This window comes from Pseudomonas sp. MF6755 (assembly GCF_016405635.1).
Lineage (GTDB): Bacteria > Pseudomonadota > Gammaproteobacteria > Pseudomonadales > Pseudomonadaceae > Aquipseudomonas > Aquipseudomonas haemolytica.
In genome coordinates this window covers 1-1,339 of the sequence record NZ_JAEKDA010000049.1, presented here as the reverse complement: position 1 = coordinate 1,339, position 1,339 = coordinate 1, and the positions used below count along the sequence as shown (strand labels likewise).

General features: G+C 52.1%; 1 protein-coding gene. It reads left to right on the top strand.

Annotated elements, in window-relative coordinates; all coding sequences use genetic code 11:
* A protein-coding gene (locus JFT66_RS29625) for an IS3 family transposase (RefSeq protein ID WP_198860627.1) occupies positions 1-1,307 on the top strand; the annotation gives its coding sequence in 2 pieces (ribosomal slippage) (positions 1-409 and positions 409-1,307; 1,308 coding nt annotated over the 2 pieces). This gene is flagged as partial in the annotation.
* Positions 1,308-1,339: the final 32 nt, after the last annotated feature.

Below are 1,339 nucleotides of genomic sequence, written 5' to 3'. Positions count from 1 at the left end.
AGTAGCGTTCATGAGGTGGCCCTCAAGCATGGCTTGAGTCCATCGCTGCTGCGGCGCTGGATCAAGGGTTTTGAAAAGCACGGCGCCTCTGGCTTGATTGCCAAGTACAGCCATTACGATGCCCCGTTTAAATTGAAGGTTTTGCAGTGCATCGAACAAGACGGACTGTCGGACCAACAGGCCTGTATACGGTTTGATATCCGTGGTCCAAGTAGTATCAGGCAGTGGCGAAAGCTGTACGATGAAGGCGGTGTAGAAGCACTACAACCGCATCATCTTAAAGAGTCCAGCATGCCCCGCAAACCTTCCAGGCAACCCAAAGCAAGTCCTGCTCTTCCTGCGGACGCAGAGCTGACCCCTGAACAAATGCTCGCAGAACTGGCCTATCTGCGCGCGGAGAATGCCTATCTAAAAAAGCTCGATGCCTTAATCCAAGCGGATCCCCGTACTGCGCAGCCAAAAAAACGCAGGCCGTCCAAGGATTGAGGCATGAGCATCCACTTGCTCTGTTGCTACGTGCTGCGGGACTTGCACGCAGCACCTTCTATTACCAAAGTAAAACACTGCTAACCGACAAGCATGCCGACCTTAAAGATCGCATCCGCAGCGTCTATCACGGGCATAAGGGGCGTTACGGCTACCGCCGCATCACCGCGACCCTTGGAAACAGTGATGAGTTGATTAATCACAAGAAGGTGCATCGGCTGATGCAGATGATGGGCCTCAAGTCGCTGGTCAAAGTGAAGAAATATCGCTCTTACCGAGGTGCTGAAGGGCTTGTTGCGCCTGATCTACTAAAGCGCGAATTTAAGGCAGAAGCCCCTAACCAGAAATGGGCAACCGACGTGACGGAGTTCAAGGTGAAGGGGCAAAAGCTGTTTCTCTCGCCTCTCATGGATTTGTACAACGGCGAGATCCTGGCTTACCAGATCAACCGACGTCCCGAATTCAGTATGGTTTCGATGATGCTGGAAAAGGCCTTCGGGCGACTGAGTCGAGATGAAAAACCAATACTGCACTCTGACCAGGGTTGGCAGTACAGGCAGCCTACCTACCGACACATGCTGGCCGAAAAAAACATCGAGCAGAGCATGTCGCGCAAGGGTAATTGCTTGGACAATGCCGCCATGGAGAGCTTTTTCGGCACGCTCAAGAGCGAGTTTTTCTATCTGCAATCATTTGAGAGTGTGGAGCAGCTGGCATCAGGCATAGAGGATTACATCGCCTACTACAACCAAGACCGCATAAGCCTCAGACTGAATGGCTTGAGTCCGATACAATTTCGGACCCAGGCACTAAATCAATAGCGTCTCCTGTCCAACTTTTGGGGGGCAGTTCA